We start from the raw sequence: 14,787 nt of genomic DNA, 5'->3' as shown, positions 1-14,787 counted from the left end.
GGGTCACAGCATCTCCAGATCGTCGGCCGGCACGACGCGGGCGGTCGCGAGCCAGGCGGGCAGGTCGTCGGGCGCCGCGGGCGGCGCGCCGGGTACGAAGGTCGCGACGCCATCGAGGCCCCAGTTTTCGCGGGCGGCGCGCGGCCATGGGTCGGTCAGCGCATCGACGAGGTCGGATGCCCCGAGTCCGGCCCGCGCGAGGAGTGCGAGTTCGGCGGCGTTCACCCCGACGGGCAGTTCGCCGTTGCCGAGATCGGTGCCGTAGAGCACCCGCCCGTCCGCGGCGTGGAAGCGGGCGAGGTTGTCGAGCGCGCGGGCGAGCTCGGGGGAGTCGGAGCCTGCGTCGCGCGCATGGATGGCGAGCGTCGAGACCCACACCTGTCCTGCGGCGGCCCGGGCGATGAGGGCGTCGTCGAGCCGTTCGGTCCACGGCGTGTGCACGAGGGCGTCGGCGCCCGCGTCGATCGCGAGCGCGGCGCAGCCGGCGCCTTCGGCGTGCACCGCGACCGAGAGGCCGCGCGCGTGCGCCGCTGCGACGATCGCGTCGAGCGTGGCGCGGTCGAAGACCGGCCCGGCGTCGGCGTTGAGCACAACCTTCACGAGGGATGCCCCGAACGCGTGCTGTTCGTCGACGGCGGCCTCGATCGGGCCCGGCAGGGCGGAGTGGCCGCGGGCGCCGGTCGTCGGGGGAACGGTCACGCTGGTGTCGGCCATGGGGGTATCGATCGCGTCCGCGTCGATCGCGGGGACCTCGCGCACGCTGCCTTCGGGCCGCCACGACCGGTCGGAGGGGTACCCGCCGACCGCGGTGAGGAATGCGCCCGCGAACGCGATCGCGGGCAGCCCGTCGCGTGCGGCCCGCGCGGCGACGACCGAGGGGTTCGCCCCGAGGTCGACGACCCCCGCGATGCCGCGGTCGACCGCCGGCTCGGGGTTCGTCAGCTCGAGGTGCACGTGGTGATCGACGAACGGCGGCAGCACGACGCCGAGCTCGCCCGCGTGGGCGCCGTTCAGCGAGCGCCGCGCCCGTCGCCACGCTCCCGCACCCCCGCTCCGGGGGTCGCTTTCCGACATCATCACGTGCGAACCCCCACGGGTTTGGCGGAATTCGACCCCCGGAAGAGAAGAGGCTCACCGCGGAGAGGTTCAGCGCGGAGAGGTTCAGCGCGGAGAGGTTCGGAGCGGAACAGGATCGAGCGAAGAGCGATGATCGCGGGGCAGTGCGGGCTTCTGCGCGGGGGCACGGGATCAGCCCGGGATCTCGGTGCGCACCGCGTACAGCTCGGGGAAGAAGGTCAGCTCGAGCGCGCGCCGCAGGAACGGCGCTCCGCTCGACCCGCCCGTGCCGGGCTTCGAACCGATGATGCGCTCCACGGTCTTCAGGTGCCGGAACCGCCAGAGCTGGAAGTTGTCCTCGAGGTCGACGAGCTCTTCGCAGGTCTCGTACGCCGACCAGTGCGCCGCGGTGTCGCCGTAGATCTGCGCGAACACGGGCACGAGCTCGGGCGTGAAGGTCCACGCGAGGGTCACGTCGCGTTCGAGCACCGACGCGGGGATCGGGTAGCCCGCGCGTGCGAGCAGCCGCAGGAACTCGTCGTAGAGGCTCGGCGACTCGAGGGCGTGGCGCAGCAGGGTCGTGGCCGAGGCATCCGCTTCGAAGACCTGCAGCATCTTCGCGTTCTTGTTGCCGAGCACGAACTCGACCGCGCGGTACTGGTACGACTGGAACCCGCTCGCGTTGCCGAGCACCCCGCGGAACTGCGCGTACTCGGCGGGCGTCAGCGTCGCGAGCACCGACCACTGCTCGGTGAGCGTCTTCTGGATGTGCTTGACCCGGGCGATGCACTTGAGCGCCTGGCCGAGCTCGTCGGCGCGCAGCAGGTCGCGCGCCGTCTCGAGCTCGTGCAGCACGAGCTTCAGCCAGAGCTCGGTCGTCTGGTGCTGGATGATGAACAGCAGCTCGTCGTGGTGCTCGGGCCGCGAGATCGGGCGCTGCGCGCTGAGCAGGGTCGGCAGGTCGAGATAGCCGCCGTAGCTCATGCGATCGCTGAAGTCGGTGACGACGGATGCCTCGATGGTGCGGGTGTTCTCGGCGACCCCGTCGCTCACGCCTTCGTGTTCAGTCACCCGTCAAGCCTATGCGTGACAGTCGTTCGAGGCGCGTCGACGGAGCGTATCGAGGCCACCGGCCCGTCCGAAGCCGGCGCGACGGGCGCCCCCGCCCCGGTCGAACCGGCTCGTGCCCGTCGCGCCGCGATCCTTCTTCCCCCGAAGGAACGTCGGTCCGTCTCGGGTAAACGGAGGCGACCCTCCGAATCATACGCGATGTTTGCGCGTACAGTGAAGCGATGACCTCGTCGGTGTCGTCGCGCCGAGACGCGCGGCGCAATCACGAACGCCTGCTTCGCGAAGCGCGGCAGCTCTTCGCCGAGCGCGGCATCGACGCACCGCTCGACGAGCTCGCGGCGCGCGCGGGGGTCGGCGCGGGCACCGTGTACCGGCACTTCCCGAATCGCGACGCGCTCGTGCGCGAGATCTACGACTCCGCGGTCGCCGAGTTGCACGACTTCGCACCCGAGATCCTCGGCGCCGAGACGGGCTGGCGATCGGTCGAGCTCTACGTCGAGCGGCTCGGCGCCTGGGTCGCGGATTCGCCGTACCTGCCCGCGGTCATGCGGCGAGTGGCCGAGCTCGATCCGACGCATCGGCCGGGGGCCGACTTCGAGCCGCTGGTCGACGGTCTCGTCGCCCGCGCGCAGGCCGAGGGGGCGCTGCGGGCCGACGTCACGGCCGTCGACCTCGGCATCCTCGTCGACATGCTCGGCTCGCTCGGCCAGTACGGCGGAGAGTACCTGCCGTTCTGGCGACGCCAGCTCACCATCGTGCTCGACGGGCTGCGCGCCCGGCCCGGTACGACGCCGATGCCCGTGCCCGGGCAGGCGTTCGCGGCCTTCCACGACATGTCGCACGCGAAGGGCCCGCGTCCCGCACCTCGGTGAGTCGGGGCCGCCGGTGCAGGGCCGGCGTCGGGGGCCTGCATCTAGACCACCACCCCGCTCGCGCGGGCCCGGTAGACCGCCTCGAGCCGTGAGCTCGCCCCGAGCCGCGCGAAGATGTCGCGCACGTGCTGCTTCACGGTCGGCAGGCTGATGGCGAGCGCGCGCCGGATCTCGTCGTTCGAATACCCCTTCGCCACGAGCCCGAGCACCTCGAGCTGACGCGGCGTGAGACAGGGCAGCCGATGCGCGCCGCGCCCCGCGCAGAGCGTCTGCACGGCGCTCGCGAGCTCGGCCGGTGCGGCCTCGGGGTCGAGCAGCAGGATGCCGCGGTCGCGGCCCGTCTCGCCGGGGGAGGACCCCCGGTGCAGCGCGAGCACCCCGGGATTGCCGCCCGTCGCGCGGAGTTCGTGCAGGAAGCCGGCGCCGTGCTCGGTCGAGAGCTCGAGGTCGACGACCACGAGCTGCGCCCGATCGGCGTCGGCCGCGATGATCGCCTCGGTGTACCCGGAGGCCTCACCCACCGAGCCGATGCCCTGCGCCCTCAGCAGGTTCGAGAGCGCGATGCGCATCAGACGTCGCGGCGAGACGACCACCGCTCGAACGTCGCTCCGGTCGTGGTGCATGTCGGGCTCCCTCGTCGGGGCCGCCGGGTACGGCCTCTGCAAGGAATATGTCCGGATGCCCCGTGACGGTTCCCGATTCGCAGGAACCGTCCGCGACTCAGGCGGTGGCGACCGGGTCGCCGACCCTGATGACACCGGGTTCGACGACGTCGGCGTAGACGGCGAGCGACATCTCCCGCGCCTTCGTGAGCGGCTTCAACAGCCGGCCCTCGGCCGTCGCCCCGTCTTGTGCGACGTCGACGGTGCGGCAGCGCTCGATACGCTCGACGACTCGCAGCCGGGCGTCGCCGACGGTGATCGTGCTGCCGATCCACGTCTCCTCGATGAACGGCTCGTGCGTCTCGACGACGAGGTTGACACGCAGCCGGCGCGGGTCGGCGTCGATGCCGAAGTGCTCGGCGCACCACGCGAGCGAGGCGGTGCCGATGATCGAGATCTCCCCGCCGTCCTGCAGGGAGACGTCGCTCTCGGAGATGATGCGCACGCCCGCCCCCATGCGTTCGGTGAGGTCGGCGTCGAGTTCGTCGTCGCCGACGAGCCAGAGCCCGTGGTCGCCGCGCTGCACCTGCACCGAGCCATCCGCCGTCGTCGAGGCCGAGTACTCGAACACCGCGTCGCGCCGGCGGAACCGCCGCGTGTTCTTGCCCGACGCGAACTTGCCGTCGTCGTCGGCGACCGCGAACCAGCGATCGCCGGCGAGGCCGCGCTCATCGAGCCGCACCTCGGTCAGCGCCTCGCCGCCCATCGCCTTGACGGGGTATCGGCGGATCGAACGCAGCGGGAAGTTCATCGGGGCAGCCTATCGGGCGGCCGCGATCACTCCGCCGCACGCACCTCGACGAGGTTCGCCCACGGGTCGTCGAACGCCAGCGTTCGGCCGTCGTCGCGAGTACCTACGCGATAGTGGGCCATGCGCTCGCCGAGCTCGCCCAGGTCGTCGGCCGTGGGCACGACGATCTCGACCTTGCCGAGACCGAGCGCGAGTCCGCGTCGGCCGGCACCACGGCTGTTCCACGTGTTCATCGCCATGTGATGGTGGTAGCCGCCGGCGGAGACGAACAGCGCTTGGTCGCCCATCTCGGCGGTCGTCTCGAAGCCGAGCCGCTCGACGTAGAACTCGCGCGCGCTCGCGACATCCCCGACCGAGAGGTGCACGTGCCCCACGACCGCATCGCCGAGCCGGTCGCCCGAGGCGACGGCGGCCGTGCCGGTCTCGCCGAGGTGCTCGCGCAGGTAGCCGTTCGGGTCGAGGTAGATCGTCGCCATCTCGACGGTGCCGTGCACCCAGCTCCACTGCGAGCGGTCGCGGTCGAAGTACAGCTCGACGCCGTTGCCCTCGGGGTCGGTGAAGTAGAAGGCCTCGCTCACGAGGTGGTCGGCGCTGCCGGTGAAGGTGCCGGGGTAGCGGGTCGCGACCGACGCGATCGCGGTCGCGAGCGCCTCGCGGGTGTCGAAGAGGATCGCGGTGTGGAAGAGTCCCGCGTCGCGCGGCGACGCGTGCTTCAGCTCGGGTGCGTGCTGCAGGATCACGATCGGCGTCGTGCCGCGACCGAGCACGGCGACGGGGCCGTCGTGGCTCAGCAGTTCGAGCGTCACGCCGTCGCGGTAGTAGCGGATCATGCCGTCGAGGTCGGCGACACGCAGCGTCACGGCGCCCATGCCGGTGTCGGCCGCGAGGAGTCCGGCGCCCTCGGGCGCCCCATTGGTTGTAAGCACAACTAATGATAACGGATGCCTCGGCGAACGTATTCCGGACGCGCCGCCGCGGCGCCCGAGTGATACCATTTCGGTATCACTGGAGGTGATCCCATGGCACTCACGCTGCGCCTCTCCGAAGAGGACGACCGTCTGCTCACCGAGCTCGCCGCGCGCGAGCACCGTTCGAAGAACGACGTCGTGCTCGCCGCCATCCGCGAACGTGCCGAGCGCACCGCGAAGACCGAGCGCACTCGCGCCGCCTTCGCGCGCATCGAGGCTCGCGACGCCGACGCGCTCGACCTGCTGTCGCAGTGACCGAGTACGTCGAGCCGAGCGACGTCGAAGAGTGGCTCGCCTCGCGCGGGTTCCATGTGCGCGACCGCACCTTGCTGCTTTCGGCGCTCGCCGCACCGATGCCGGTGTTCGGTGAAGAGGTGCACCCGGGGCTGCACGAGAAGGCCGCCGTGCTGCTCATCGGGTTGAATCGCAACCACCCGCTGCTCGACGGCAACAAGCGGCTCGGGTGGCTCGTGACCGCCGTCTTCTTCGAGCTCAACGGCCACGACCTCGTCGAACCCGACCCGGTCGCGATCGACCGATTCGTGCGCGCGATCGCGGCGGGCGACCGCGAACGACCCGAGGTGATCGCCTGGCTCGAGGCCCGAACGGTGCCGATCACGGGTGCCGAATGAGCCGCGAAAACGGCGCGAACCGCATCGTCGACCGGGTGCCGCCGTGGACGATGGCCGTCGCCGCGATGCTCATGATCCAGGCGACGGCGGCATTGTCGGTGCCGCTGATCGAACTGCTCGGCGCGGGCGGCACCGCATGGCTGAGGCTGGCGTTCGGCGCGGTCTTCTTCATCGCCATCGCGAGGCCGCCGCTGCGGCGCATCCGTCGCGTCGATGTGCTGCCGCTCGCCGGGCTCGGCGTCGCCACCGGCGTGATGATGGTGGCGTTCCTCTCGGCCATCGAACGCATCCCGCTGGGCACCGCCGTCGCGATCGAGTTCCTCGGGCCGCTCGCGGTCGCCGCGATCCGCAGCCGCAGTCGGCGCATGCTCATCTGGCCGGTGCTCGCGCTCGCCGGAGTCGTGCTCCTGACCGAGCCGTGGCACGGCGAGGTCGATCTGCTCGGCGTCGGGTTCGCCGCGCTCGCCGGCGCCGGCTGGGGCGTCTACATCCTGCTCACGCAGAAGGTCGGCGACCGCTTCTCGGGAATCAGCGGCTTGTCGATCACGATCCCGATCGCCGCGGTCGTGACCGCCTTCGTCGGCGTGCCGCAGGTGATCGGGCACCTCGACTGGCGGGTGCTGCTCATCGCCGCGGGCCTCGCGCTGCTGGCCCCCGTGATTCCGTTCGGGCTCGAGATGCTCGCACTCCGCCGCATGACGCACACCGCCTTCGGCACGCTCATGGCGCTCGAGCCCGCCTTCGGCGTGCTGCTCGGTGTGCTCGTGCTCGCGCAGATCCCGTCGGCGGCGCAGGTCGCGGGCATCGTGCTGGTGGTGCTCGCGGGGGCCGGCGCGCAGCGCGGCGGCATCCGCGAGCGCGCGAACGACGACCCCGATCTCGCGCCGCTCGAAGAACGGGTCTGACGGCGGCGCCCGCGAGGGCGGCGTCGGCACGGCGCGGCACGGCCCGCGCGGCGCGAGCGCGCCTACGCGCGCGGCTGGCTGAAGCGCAGCATGTTGCCCGCGGGGTCGCGGAACGCGCAGTCGCGGACCCCGTAGAACTGGTCCATCGGCTCCTGCAGCACGTCGGCTCCCGCCGCCCGGATCGTCTCGAAGGTCGCGTCGACGTCGGAGGTCGAGAAGTTGACGCCCCGCAGCAGCCCCTTGGCCAGCAGCTGCGCCGCGGCATCCTTGTCGGCCTGGGTGGCGTTGGGATCGGCGATCGGCGGTTCGAGCACGATGTTCACGTCGGGCTGCGACGGCGAACCGACGGTGACCCACCGCATGCCCTCGTAGGCGATGTCGTTGCGCACCTCGAGGCCGAGCACGTCGCGGTAGAACGGGATCGCGGTCTCGTGGTCGTCGACGGCGATGAAGCACTGGGAGAGTGAGATGTCCATGCCCCCGACGCTACCGAGGCGAGGCCTGACCCGCTTCTCCATTTCTGACGGGTCTCGTCTGCACCTTCACGATGCACGCGGGGATGGGCGCGGCGACCTCGTGCGAGCGGGCGCGATAGGCGCTCGGGCTCTCGCCGACGAGCTCGCTGAAGCGCGAGCTGAACGAGCCGAGTGAGGTACAGCCGACCGCGAAGCAGACCTCGGTCACGCTGAGGTCGCCCCGGCGCAGCAGCGCCTTCGCCCGCTCGATGCGCCGGGTCATCAGGTAGCCGTACGGCGTCTCGCCGTACGCCTCGCGGAAGCTGCGCGAGAAGTGCCCCGACGACATCAGCGCGACGCGCGCGAGCGCCTCGACGTCGAGCGGCTGCTCGTAGTCGCGGTCCATCGTGTCGCGGGCCCGGCGCAGGCGCACCAGATCGTCGAGGTTCACGTCACCACTCTGGCACAGGGGCGCGCGAACCGGTTCGGATGCCCCGTCAGACGCCGGCCGGCTGCTCGAGCCGCTCGAGCAGCTCGCGGTAGCGCGCCGCGGTCTGCTCGACGATCTCGTGGGGGAGGGTCGGCGGCGTCTCCGAGACCGACTGCTCCCAGTTGGCGCTCAGCCAGTCGCGCACGATCTGCTTGTCGAAGCTCGCCATGCGCAGCTCGGGCGTCGCGGCCGAGGCGAACACCGCGGCATCCCAGTAGCGACTCGAATCGCTCGTGAGCACCTCGTCGGCGAGCGTCACGATGCCCGTCGCGCGGTCGGCGCCGAACTCGAACTTCGTGTCGGCGAGGATCACGCCGCGCGCCTCGGCGATCGCGGAGGCCCGGGCGAAGATCTCGAGCGAGAGCGCCCGCAGCTGCTCGGCGACGATCTCGCCGACGAGTTCGACCGTGCGTTCGTACGTGATGTTCTCGTCGTGCTCGCCGAGCGGGGCCTTCCATGCGGGGGTGTAGATCGGCTCGGGCAGGCGGTCGCCGTTCTCGAGGCCCTCGGGCAGCGGGATGCCGCCGATCGCCCCCGTCGCGACGTACTCCTTGTAGCCGCCGCCGGTGAGGTAGCCGCGCACGACGCACTCGATCGGGAACATGTCGAGCGTGCGGCACAGGGTCGCCCGATCGGCGACCTCGGCGGGCACCTCGGGCAGCTCGAGTGCCTCGAGCCGGTCGTCGAGCGGGTGCGCCAGGTGGTTCGGCACCTCGGGCAGCTGGTCGATCCACCAGTGGGTGAGCGAGGTGAGCAGCGCCCCCTTGCCGGGGATCGCGGGCTCGAGCAGGTGGTCGTACGCGCTGACCCGGTCGCTCGCGACGACGAGCACGACGGGGGAGGTGGCGAGCGGGTCGCCCGTCCAGCTGTCGTCGTCGGTCATCAGCTTCGTCGGCACGTAGAGATCGCGCACCTTGCCCGAATAGACGTGGGTCCAGCCGGGCAGTTCACCGGTGTCGTTCATGCTCGCTCCTCGTGCGGGGCTATTCGGCGACGCGCGCCGCGATGTCGGTGCGGTACTGGCCGCCGTCGAGGCGGATGCGTCCCAGTGCCTCGTAGGCCCGTCGCCGGGCCTCGGCGAAGCCGTCGCCCACGGCGACGACGTTGAGCACGCGGCCGCCGGTCGAGAGCAGCGGGGCCGGGTCGCCGGCCTGGGCGTCGTCGGGCAGCGAACCGATGGCGGTCGCGGCGTGCGCGAGATGCACCCCGGGCACGGATGCCGCGGCGTCGAGCCCCTCGATGGCGCGGCCCGTCTCGGGGGACTCGGGGTAGCCCTCGCTCGCGAGCACGACCGTCACGGCGGCGTCGGCGCTGAACACCGGACGCGGCAGCTCGCCGAGCCCGCCCGTGGCCGCCGCGAGCAGCAGGCCCGAGAGCGGGGTCTCGAGGCGGGGCAGCACGACCTGGGTCTCGGGGTCGCCGAAGCGCGCGTTGAACTCGATCACGCGGATGCCGCGCGAGGTGAGGATGAGCCCGGCGTAGAGCAGGCCGATGAACGGGGTCTGCTCGTCGGCGAGCTGCTTCACGGTGGGCAGCGCGATGGTCTCGATGACCTCGTCGACGAAGGCCTGCTCGCTGCCGAAGCGGCCGCCGCGGCCGTCGACCGCGTCGCCGAGCCACGGCAGCGGCGAGTAGGCGCCCATGCCGCCCGTGTTGGGGCCGGCGTCGCCGTCGCGGAGGCGCTTGAAGTCCTGCGCGGGCGAGAGCGGCAGCACGTTCGTGCCGTCGGAGAGGAGGAACAGCGAGACCTCCTGGCCGTCGAGGAACTCCTCGACGAGCACGGGGCCCTGCTGCAGGTAGTGGCCGGCGTGCGCGAGCGCGGCGTCGCGATCGTCGGTGACGAGCACGCCCTTGCCCGCCGCGAGGCCGTCGGCCTTCACGACGTAGGGGGCGCCGAACTCGTCGAGCGTCGCCGCGACCTCGTCGAGCTCGGAGATGAGCTTGGCGCGGCCGGTCGGCACGTTCGCGGCCTCCATGATGCGCTTCGCGAAGGTCTTCGAGCCCTCGAGCGCCGCGGCCCGCCTGCCCGGCCCGAACACGGGGATGCCGGCGGCACGGACCGCGTCGGCCACGCCCGCGACGAGCGGCGCCTCGGGGCCGACGACGACGAGCTCGACGCCGCTGTCGCGGGCGTACTCGGTGACGAGTTCGGGGTCGCTCGCGTCGAGCGCCACGGTCGTCACGCTGCCGCGCGCCGAGGAGGTGGGGGATGCCGCGATGCCCGCATTGCCGGGGGCGGCGATGATCTCGTGCCCGGCCTCCTCATCGAGGAGCGCGAGGATGATGGCGTGCTCGCGCGCGCCCGAGCCGAGGACGAGGATTCTCACCGCATCAGGCTACCTCGTCCGGCCGGTCGGCTTCGTCGGCGGCCCCTGCGAGGATGGAGGCATGGCACGAGCGAGGATCGGCGACGACATCGGACGGGCGGCACTCGCCACGGTGCGCGCGGTGACGGCCGACGGCGGCGACGCCGCGGCATCCGTCGACCGCTCGACCCTCGCGCTCGCCGTGCGGTACTCGCTGCAGCTGCTCGCCGAGCGCGCCCCGGGCGGCACGCTGGAGGTGCGCGTGCCGCCGTACGCGGCCGTGCAGTGCGTCGAGGGCCCCAAGCACACGCGCGGCACCCCGCCGAACGTGATCGAGACGGATGCCTCGACCTGGCTCGCACTCGCGATCGGCCGCCTGTCGTGGGCCGACGCGCGCGCGAGCGGGCGGGTGCACGCCTCGGGCCAGCGGGCCGAGCTCGACGGGCTGCTGCCCGTCGTCTGAGCGGCCCACGTTCCGGGGCGTTCGTCCAGCCCGATGCGGGAGAATGGTGGGGTGAGCGACACCCACGATCAGCCCGAGACCCCCGAGCCCGCCGGGCAGGTGCCGGCCGAGGCATCCGCGACGCCGACCGAGTCGGCGCCCGAACCGCAGTACCGTACCGAGGCGAGCCGTGACGAGGTCGTCGTGCGCCGTTCCCCCCGGTACGCGGCGTTCATGCTCGCCGGCGCCGTCGTCGGCGCGATCGTCGCTCTCGTGCTCTCGGTCTCGTTCGCCCCCACTGAGGCGGAGCTCGCCGAGCGACTCGCCGACGACTTCACCTACAACCAGGGGCAGGTCTTCGGCTTCCTGCTCGTCTGCGGCGTGGCGATCGGCGGTGGACTCGGTGCGCTCGTCGCGCTCATCGTCGACCGGGCGATGTCGCGGCGCACCACCCGGGCGCTCGCCGAGCACGACGAGACGCACCGCGTCGACGGCTAGGGCCGTGGCCACGTGGCCCACCCGCGGCTGGTGCCGCAGGTGCCCTCGGCTCCGAGCACTACGTCACTGATAGCTGAGACGGATCAGTGACGTAGTGGCGCGCAGGGCACACCCCGGGAGGCGCGCCCTGCGCGTCGATCAGCTGAGCTGCGTGCGCTCCACCCAGCCGAGGTACTCCTCGCTGACCGTGCCCGTGACGTACTCGCCGGTGAAGCACGAGAGGTCGAGCTGCTCGATCGAGGTGCCCTCGGTGATCGCCGCCTGGAGGTCGGCGACCTCCTGGTAGATCATGTGGTCGGCGCCGAGCTCGGCCGCGATCTCGGGGATCTTGCGTCCGTGCGCGATGAGCTCCTGCCGGCTCGGCATGTTGATGCCGTAGACGTGCGGGTAGCGCACGGGGGGCGCGGCCGAGGCGAACGTCACCTTGTTGGCCCCGGCGTCGCGCGCCATCTGCACGATCTGCTGCGAGGTGGTGCCGCGCACGATCGAGTCGTCGACGATCAGGATGTTCTTGCCGCGGAACTCGGTGCCCATCGCGTTGAGCTTCTGACGCACCGAGCGCTTGCGCTCGGCCTGGCCCGGCATGATGAAGGTGCGGCCGACGTAGCGGTTCTTGTAGAAGCCCTCGCGGTACTCGATGCCGAGCTTCTGCGCGACCTGCATCGCCGACGGGCGCGACGAGTCGGGGATCGGCATGACGACGTCGATGTCGCCGAGCGGCATGTGCGTCGCGACCGTGTCGGCGAGCCGGTCGCCCATGCGCAGGCGCGACTCGTAGACCGAGATGCCGTTCATGACGGAGTCGGGGCGGGCGAGGTAGACGTACTCGAAGGAGCACGGGATGAGCACGGGGTTCTTCGCGCACTGGCGCGAGATCATCTCGCCGTCGAGCGTGATGAAGATCGCCTCGCCGGGTTCGACGTCGCGCACGATCTCGTAGTCGCCGTTCTCGAGCACGAGCGATTCGGAGGCGACGATCCACTCGTCTCTGCCGGCCTCGGTCTGCCGCTTGCCGAGGATGAGGGGGCGGATGCCGAACGGGTCGCGGAACGCGAGCAGGCCGTAGCCGGCGATCAGCGAGATGACGGCGTAGGAGCCCTCGACGCGCTCGTGCACGTTCGCGACCGCCTGGAAAATCTGGTCGGGGTCGAGCTCGAGACCCTTGATCTGGCCCTGGAGCTCGGTCGCGAGCACGTTCAGCAGCATCTCGGTGTCGCTCGTCGAGTTCACGTGCCGGCGGTCGATCGAGAACAGCTCGCTCGAGAGCTCGCGCGTGTTCGTGAGGTTGCCGTTGTGCACGAGGATGATGCCGTACGGCGCGTTCACGTAGAACGGCTGCGCCTCCTCCTCGCGTTCGGCGGCGCCCTTCGTCGTGTAGCGCACGTGGCCGAGGCCCATGTTGCCGATGAGCGATCGCATGTCGCGTGTGCGGAACGCCTCGCGCACCTGCCCCCGCGCCTTCGCCATGTGGAAGACGGGGCCGTCGGCGGTGGCGATGCCCGTCGAGTCCTGCCCGCGGTGCTGCAGGAGGAGCAGGCTGTCGTAGATCTGCTGGTTGACGGGCTCGGTGGAGACGATGCCGACGATGCCGCACATGCGAGCGATGGCTCCTCGTGGGGGTGGGGTGAGCGACCGGATCCGGCCTCGTCGATTCTCCCATACTGCGCGGGTGAGCCCGCCGTGCGCGGGCACCTGCTCAGATGCGCAGCTTGGGCCGCCATCCGCGCGTCGAGACGGCCAGTTCGTTCCACGCGTTGACCGACACGACGAGGGCGAGCAGCGCGGCCAGCTCGTCGTCGGAGAAGGCGCCGGATGCCACGTGCCACACGTCGTCGGGAACGTGGGTCTCCGACAGCCGGGTGACGGCGTCGACGAGGGCGAAGGCCGCCCGCTCGCGCGCCGTGAAGAAGTTCGACTCGGGCCAGATCGCGACGGCGTAGAGCCGCTGCACGGATTCACCGGAGGCGGCCGCGTCGCGCGAGTGCAGGTCGACGCAGTACGAGCAGCCGTTGAGCTGCGAAGCGCGCAGCCGCACGAGCTCGCGCAGGCCCTTCTCGATGCCGGCGCGGTCGGCCTCGGCTTCCGCGGCCTCGTCGAGTGCGGTCACGGCGCGTACGAACGCGGGGGCGATCCCGTCGAGGTCGAGTCGACGGGCGGGTGCGACGGGTGCGGTGGAATGGGCGGATTCTGTGATCGTCGTGGTCATGGGAATCACGCTACGGTCGGCTCCTCGCACTGGTAATGTCCATTCGCATGGCGCACGATTGGGCCGATTCCGGATTGGATCTCCACCTCGAGCTCGACCCGCGGCGCAAGGTCGCCTCGCTCGAACAGGCGCTGCGCGCGGCGATCGTCGAGCGCCGACTCGAACCGGGGACGAGACTGCCGCCGAGCCGCAGCCTCGCCGCCGATCTCGGCATCGCCCGCAACAGCGTCGCCGAGGTCTACGCGAGACTCGTCGGCGAGGGCCGGCTCGAGGCGCGGGTCGGCTCGGGCACCTGGGTGCGCGGAGTGCCCGGGCCGCCCGCGGGCGTGCGAGTCGACCGGTCGACCCGGTTCGACCTCGACCTGCGCGGCGGGCTTCCCGACTCCTCGGACTTCGCCCGATCAGCCTGGACGCGGGCGGTCGCGCGGTCGCTCGCCGATGCGCCGACGGCCGCCTTCGCCTACGGGGCGCCCGAGGGCGCCGTCGAGCTGCGCCGAGCGCTCGCCGAATACCTCGCGCGCACCCGCGGCGTCGTCGCCGGTGCGGGCGACGTCGTCGTCACCCACGGCTTCGGCGAGCTGCTCTCGCTCGTCGCCCGCGCGATCGCCGCTCGCGGAGGCCGGCGCATCGCGGTCGAGGCGTACGGACATGCCTCGCACCGCGAGGTGCTCGCGGCGGCCGGGCTCGAACCCGTGCCGGTGCCGCTCGACGCCGACGGCCTCGTGGTCGAGCGGCTCGCCGCCCTCGCCGTCGACGCCGTGCTCGTGACCCCCGCCCACCAGTTCCCCACCGGGGTGCCGCTCTCGGCCTCGCGCCGCGCGTCGCTCGCCGACTGGGCCGGCTCGGCCGGGGCGATCGTGATCGAAGATGACTACGACGGCGAGTTCCGCTTCGACGGACGGGCGATCGGGGCGTTCCAGGCGATCGCCCCGGCGCAGACCGTCTACGGCGGCACCGCGAGCAAGTCGCTCTCGCCCGCACTCGGCATCGGCTGGGGCGTGGTGCCGGCCGCACTGCGCGATGAGGTGCTCGAGCAGCGCCGACTGAGTGGCTCGGCGACCGACGCGATCTCGCAGCTCGCGCTCGCGGCGCTCGTCGCCGCGGGCGACTACGACCGGGCCGTGCGCGGAGCGCGCCTGCGCTACCGGGCGCGGCGCGAGCGATTCGAGCGGCTCGTCGCCGAGGGGCTGCCCGGCACCCGTGTGGCCGGCCTCGAAGCCGGCCTGCACTGCCTGCTCGAGCTGCCCGCCGGAGTCGGCGAACCCGAGGTCGAGCAGGCCGGCGCGTCGCTCGGCCTGCGCTACGGCGGGCTGGCCGGATTCGCCGCGGATGCCGCGACGGCGGCGTCACGCCCTCCGACGATGGTCGTCGGCTACGGGGCCCCGCCCGAGCATCGCTTCGAACAGGCGGTCGCCGCAGTGGTGGCCTCCGTCGAGGCCGCGCGCCGGTCGGCTCCGCGGGCCTGAGCAGGCG

Annotated in this window: 18 protein-coding genes; 7 read left to right on the top strand and 11 right to left on the bottom strand. The window is 71.9% G+C overall.

Annotation, left to right across the window (positions count from 1 at the left end):
* Positions 1 to 3 precede the first annotated feature (3 nt).
* Both GQQ93_RS06740 and kynA read right to left on the bottom strand, forming a co-directional pair.
* Entirely contained in the window at positions 4 to 1,077 is a 1,074-nt protein-coding gene (locus tag GQQ93_RS06740) for an amidohydrolase family protein (protein ID WP_157423521.1), read from the bottom strand.
* Between the two features lie 171 nt (positions 1,078 to 1,248).
* The gene (gene kynA, locus GQQ93_RS06735) at positions 1,249 to 2,127 is read right to left on the bottom strand and encodes a tryptophan 2,3-dioxygenase (protein ID WP_376862850.1); all 879 of its coding nucleotides are present in this window, start codon (positions 2,125 to 2,127) and stop codon (positions 1,249 to 1,251) included.
* A gap of 221 nt (positions 2,128 to 2,348) precedes the next feature.
* Between kynA and GQQ93_RS06730 the strand changes: the two genes are divergently transcribed.
* Positions 2,349 to 2,999 carry a TetR/AcrR family transcriptional regulator gene (locus GQQ93_RS06730; RefSeq protein ID WP_157423474.1) on the top strand — a complete coding sequence of 217 codons (651 nt, stop codon included), beginning with the start codon at positions 2,349 to 2,351 and terminating at the stop codon, positions 2,997 to 2,999.
* 41 nt (positions 3,000 to 3,040) lie between these two features.
* Here the strand turns inward: GQQ93_RS06730 and GQQ93_RS06725 are convergent, their stop codons facing one another.
* From GQQ93_RS06725 to GQQ93_RS06715, 3 genes are all read right to left on the bottom strand, one after another.
* A complete protein-coding gene (locus GQQ93_RS06725; RefSeq protein ID WP_157423473.1) occupies positions 3,041 to 3,622 on the bottom strand; it encodes a response regulator transcription factor in 582 nt (193 codons plus the stop codon).
* Positions 3,623 to 3,719: 97 nt separating this feature from the next.
* Positions 3,720 to 4,412: an MOSC domain-containing protein gene (locus GQQ93_RS06720; protein ID WP_157423472.1), complete on the bottom strand. Its 693-nt coding sequence runs from the start codon at positions 4,410 to 4,412 to the stop codon at positions 3,720 to 3,722.
* A gap of 26 nt (positions 4,413 to 4,438) precedes the next feature.
* A complete protein-coding gene (locus GQQ93_RS06715; protein WP_157423519.1) occupies positions 4,439 to 5,281 on the bottom strand; it encodes a VOC family protein in 843 nt (280 codons plus the stop codon).
* Positions 5,282 to 5,431: 150 nt separating this feature from the next.
* On the opposite strand from GQQ93_RS06715, the gene GQQ93_RS06710 reads away from it, so the two are divergent.
* Genes GQQ93_RS06710 through GQQ93_RS06700 form a run of 3 tightly spaced genes read left to right on the top strand, consistent with a single transcriptional unit; the run spans position 5,432 to position 6,917 of the window.
* Positions 5,432 to 5,635, top strand: a complete 204-nt coding sequence (locus GQQ93_RS06710) for a ribbon-helix-helix protein, CopG family (protein WP_157423471.1) — start codon at positions 5,432 to 5,434, stop codon at positions 5,633 to 5,635.
* Positions 5,632 to 6,012 carry a type II toxin-antitoxin system death-on-curing family toxin gene (locus GQQ93_RS06705; protein WP_212277276.1) on the top strand — a complete coding sequence of 127 codons (381 nt, stop codon included), beginning with the start codon at positions 5,632 to 5,634 and terminating at the stop codon, positions 6,010 to 6,012. The genes GQQ93_RS06710 and GQQ93_RS06705 overlap by 4 nt, the downstream gene beginning before the upstream one ends.
* Positions 6,009 to 6,917, top strand: coding sequence for an EamA family transporter (locus GQQ93_RS06700; RefSeq protein ID WP_246192157.1), 909 nt, complete (start codon positions 6,009 to 6,011; stop codon positions 6,915 to 6,917). Before GQQ93_RS06705 ends, GQQ93_RS06700 begins: the two co-directional genes overlap by 4 nt.
* A gap of 62 nt (positions 6,918 to 6,979) precedes the next feature.
* On the opposite strand, the gene GQQ93_RS06695 is transcribed toward GQQ93_RS06700, so the two are convergent.
* From GQQ93_RS06695 to purD, 4 genes are all read right to left on the bottom strand, one after another.
* Complete coding sequence (locus tag GQQ93_RS06695; protein WP_157423470.1) at positions 6,980 to 7,393, bottom strand: VOC family protein; 414 nt, start codon at positions 7,391 to 7,393, stop codon at positions 6,980 to 6,982.
* Between the two features lie 10 nt (positions 7,394 to 7,403).
* Positions 7,404 to 7,778: a helix-turn-helix transcriptional regulator gene (locus GQQ93_RS06690; RefSeq protein ID WP_170296144.1), complete on the bottom strand. Its 375-nt coding sequence runs from the start codon at positions 7,776 to 7,778 to the stop codon at positions 7,404 to 7,406.
* Positions 7,779 to 7,869: 91 nt separating this feature from the next.
* On the bottom strand, positions 7,870 to 8,826 hold the full coding sequence (locus tag GQQ93_RS06685; protein ID WP_157423468.1) for a phosphoribosylaminoimidazolesuccinocarboxamide synthase: 957 nt from the start codon (positions 8,824 to 8,826) through the stop codon (positions 7,870 to 7,872).
* Between the two features lie 19 nt (positions 8,827 to 8,845).
* Entirely contained in the window at positions 8,846 to 10,189 is a 1,344-nt protein-coding gene (purD, locus tag GQQ93_RS06680) for a phosphoribosylamine--glycine ligase (RefSeq protein ID WP_157423467.1), read from the bottom strand.
* Between the two features lie 61 nt (positions 10,190 to 10,250).
* Between purD and GQQ93_RS06675 the strand changes: the two genes are divergently transcribed.
* Both GQQ93_RS06675 and GQQ93_RS06670 read left to right on the top strand, forming a co-directional pair.
* Entirely contained in the window at positions 10,251 to 10,631 is a 381-nt protein-coding gene (locus tag GQQ93_RS06675; protein WP_157423466.1) for a sterol carrier family protein, read from the top strand.
* 51 nt (positions 10,632 to 10,682) lie between these two features.
* Positions 10,683 to 11,108: a CvpA family protein gene (locus GQQ93_RS06670; protein ID WP_246192155.1), complete on the top strand. Its 426-nt coding sequence runs from the start codon at positions 10,683 to 10,685 to the stop codon at positions 11,106 to 11,108.
* A gap of 138 nt (positions 11,109 to 11,246) precedes the next feature.
* On the opposite strand, the gene purF is transcribed toward GQQ93_RS06670, so the two are convergent.
* On the bottom strand, positions 11,247 to 12,704 hold the full coding sequence (gene purF, locus GQQ93_RS06665) for an amidophosphoribosyltransferase (RefSeq protein WP_157423464.1): 1,458 nt from the start codon (positions 12,702 to 12,704) through the stop codon (positions 11,247 to 11,249).
* Between the two features lie 100 nt (positions 12,705 to 12,804).
* Positions 12,805 to 13,314, bottom strand: coding sequence for a carboxymuconolactone decarboxylase family protein (locus GQQ93_RS06660; RefSeq protein WP_157423463.1), 510 nt, complete (start codon positions 13,312 to 13,314; stop codon positions 12,805 to 12,807).
* Positions 13,315 to 13,388: 74 nt separating this feature from the next.
* Between GQQ93_RS06660 and pdxR the strand changes: the two genes are divergently transcribed.
* Positions 13,389 to 14,780 carry a MocR-like pyridoxine biosynthesis transcription factor PdxR gene (pdxR, locus tag GQQ93_RS06655; protein ID WP_246192153.1) on the top strand — a complete coding sequence of 464 codons (1,392 nt, stop codon included), beginning with the start codon at positions 13,389 to 13,391 and terminating at the stop codon, positions 14,778 to 14,780.
* Positions 14,781 to 14,787: the final 7 nt, after the last annotated feature.

The organism is Agromyces lapidis (genome assembly GCF_009749405.1).
GTDB lineage: Bacteria > Actinomycetota > Actinomycetes > Actinomycetales > Microbacteriaceae > Agromyces > Agromyces lapidis.
Note: the sequence above shows the minus strand (reverse complement) of the source record. Positions and strands in the feature narration are given on the sequence as shown.